At 26.8% G+C, this 3,085-nt stretch carries 2 protein-coding genes and 1 pseudogene; 2 read left to right on the top strand and 1 reads right to left on the bottom strand.

Annotation, left to right across the window (positions count from 1 at the left end; translation table 11 throughout):
- Nucleotides 1-798 (bottom strand): annotated as a pseudogene (locus tag OC701_RS02670) (reverse transcriptase domain-containing protein); the annotation flags it as partial.
- A gap of 974 nt (nt 799-1,772) precedes the next feature.
- Between OC701_RS02670 and OC701_RS02530 the strand changes: the two are divergent.
- Both OC701_RS02530 and OC701_RS02525 read left to right on the top strand, forming a co-directional pair.
- Entirely contained in the window at nt 1,773-2,153 is a 381-nt protein-coding gene (locus OC701_RS02530; protein WP_304514514.1) for an effector protein, read from the top strand.
- A gap of 50 nt (nt 2,154-2,203) precedes the next feature.
- The gene (locus OC701_RS02525; RefSeq protein WP_304514513.1) at nt 2,204-2,785 is read left to right on the top strand and encodes an SVM family protein; all 582 of its coding nucleotides are present in this window, start codon (nt 2,204-2,206) and stop codon (nt 2,783-2,785) included.
- Nucleotides 2,786-3,085: the final 300 nt, after the last annotated feature.

Here is a 3,085-nt window from a genome sequence, read left to right as displayed (position 1 = left end):
CCAATTTATGGTGCTGGTTTCTAAGCCATGCTTTCTTATATTCTGGGTTATACTTCCTAATTGGTTTCCCTTCTTTAATCAGTTTCTCCATTTTTAAGTCGATATAATGTAAATATACATTCGTCAAAAAGGAAGAAATAATCCTCCTTTGAGGAGAGTCTGATAAAGATTCGTACTTGATGTCCTCTTTCATGAAACCGGATTTTAACCATTTGTTAATGATCAATAAAGTTTTATTCTTTCTGATGAACTGATTTAAGGTTCTCATTAGAATCTCATGATTGATAGTTTCAAAGTAACCTTTCAAGTCAATTTTAACAAGGCAATCAATTCCTCTAAATCTTTGTTTGACGCGTTTGATAGCGTCATGACCAGATTTTTTGGTTCTAAATCCAAAACTCCATTCTGAAAAAATATTTTCGAAATAAGGAGTTAAGAGTTGTTCCAGGCATTTTTGTATCAGTCTATCCTTGATGGTCAGTATGCCCAAGGGTCTGGTTTTTTTATTATCTTTAGGAATGAAGATTCGACTGGTTTCGGGTGGTAGCCATTATTGACGTATTCCCGATGGTATCTTTTTAATCTTTCCAGATTAATTCCATCGATGGTTTTATTGTCAATTCCGGGTGTACCAGCGCCTCTGTTAGCCGCGATTTTATTAAACGCTGTTAACGTGTTGTAAAAGTTATTCATTCCCTGCTGGAGTTCTCTTTTTAGAGAATAGCCATTTGATGAACAATATTGAATCTTATTCCATGTTCGCAAAAGTTTAGTTTCTGGTGAAACTGTTGTTGACATAATTTATCAACTCCCTTCCCGATACCATTGAATAAATAGTAAATTACTTTCTTCTTTCGCCCTATAAGAGTCATTAACTCTCTTCTTGGTAAGATGATTAACTAAATTATTCCAAATCTAGGTTTATCCTTACGACTACTAAGAAGATTCTTTATCCTTGACCATCCGGGCTTTTATTTCCGGATTAGTAAATTTAATTACCTAGTTTTAGGATTCTCCAAGTTACACTAAATTTCTACCTTAATTCTTTAGGGGAAATGACCATTTTGGATAATGGTAGGATTCCAGGTTTGTTGGGTGATAAACTGCCCGATACCATTCTTTTATATTGGCAGACTCTGGACTATTTGAGTAAAGCAACTTACAAATAGGTTTGTTAATTACATCCATTTTCTTTCTTAGGCCATTGCAGTCTTCTCCATAGAATTATTCGGTGGCGGAATCTTCTTGACTAATTTGCTTTCGTCGCAACCCGCTTTTATGATCTGCTGTAATCTGTCATTCTCTCGTTTGACTGACCGACCGTATCCATTCAGGGTTTATCGCCCCTGGCTATTGGTTAAATAGCACGAAATTTAGGCTTCTTTGGCGCCCATAATGATACTATAATAATCATACTCACTTAAATGACTATAAAAGTTATTTTTTTGATACGGAGGATGATAATAAATTACGTTTATATGTTAAAATAAAAAATAAGAACATGAAAAATCCAAACATTTTATTAATCGAAAATAAAGACTACTATCTAAACAAAGCTTTTTTTGACAATGCTGACTCAAAATTAACCGATTCTGTTTTAATTCAATTTTATCTGTAAAAATTTATCTCTCTTTAAGACAAGTATAATAATACACAAAACAAAAGAAACTCCAAATAATAAAATAACCAACTTTGACTAGTAAAAAAATTATATAAATTCCCAATATAATTAAAAAATTTAAAGGAATAAAGAAAAAGGGGTTTAATAAATTATGTTTACATTACCAAATTACTTGAAAATAATTATGATAGCTATGGATAATAAACATAGTAATAGTAATAAAATTTTTAATGATGAAGAATATGTTTTTTATATACAAGCAGAATATGCTATACAAAACGAATTAACATATTTTAATTTTGATAACCAAAAGAAAACCGAACTTTTACATAAAAAAAATTTTATTACAACGGCGATTAACAAATATAACAAAATAAAAAATAATAATCAATTATTAGATCAACCTGTAAGTTTTCAACAAAATATTATTTCTATAATAGAGAATTATGAAAATAATTCATCAAATGATAATATTCAATATTTGCATTTAAGAAAAAACTATTCTCGTGCATATCTCCCATTGATAAATTAGAAAATTCCTAAAAAATAATGAGTATAAATGAATTAAAGGAGATTTAATTAATGTTTAAATTATCAATTCAAGTCAAAATAATAAGTATTTGTTTATTGAGTTTAATGGGATTATTTTTAATGAATAATAAAATTAAAGCAATGAATAATAATGATGATCCTGGAACAAGCAACAATACTTATGATTATTTAGGAGAATATAGGAAATATCACAATTTATTATTAGAACAAAGAACAAAATCACAAGAAGTTATTGATGCTTTGGAACATCAAGTTTCAGAAGATGACAAAAAAGTTTTATTTGAACAACTAGAAACAATACATAAACAAATCATTTTAACTCAGCAAACACACTTAAACATTCAACAACAAATAACTAACAAATTGATTTTTTTAAATCGAATAAAAATATTAGAGAAACACCATTCATTATTAATGCAAGAAATGATAGAAATAATTAACAATACACCACTTTATGCTTCAGAAGAACAAATAAATCTTTTAAGAAATAAACAAATTATAATAAATCAAAATCAAGAAAATATAAATCAAATATTAGATCGAATAAAAAATCAACCACCTATTCCTAAAATTAATAATTTACCTCATAATAACACCTCACAAAAACATTAAAATAATTATTTTTTGAATAAATTAAATTAAAAACCAAAAACCTCTCTTCATAAAAAGAGAGGTTTGTTTTATTTTAAATCATAAAAAAAATAAAAGTTTATTAATAAAAATTCCCTAATTGTTTTTTAAAAAATTCCAAAAAAAAACAGTCTGATTTATAAACTTATTAAATGAAAAATAATTATGTATTATTTATTTTAAAAATTTTAATTTATTTTTGTTTTTTAAATAAAAAAGATTTTAATATCATAATTTAGTTCTGTTATTTATCTTTTTATGATTGATTACTTTTTAAAAATT

The organism is Candidatus Phytoplasma bonamiae (assembly GCF_030586845.1).
Taxonomy (GTDB): Bacteria; Bacillota_I; Bacilli_A; order Acholeplasmatales; family Acholeplasmataceae; genus Phytoplasma; species Phytoplasma bonamiae.
Note: the sequence above shows the minus strand (reverse complement) of the source record. Positions and strands in the feature narration are given on the sequence as shown.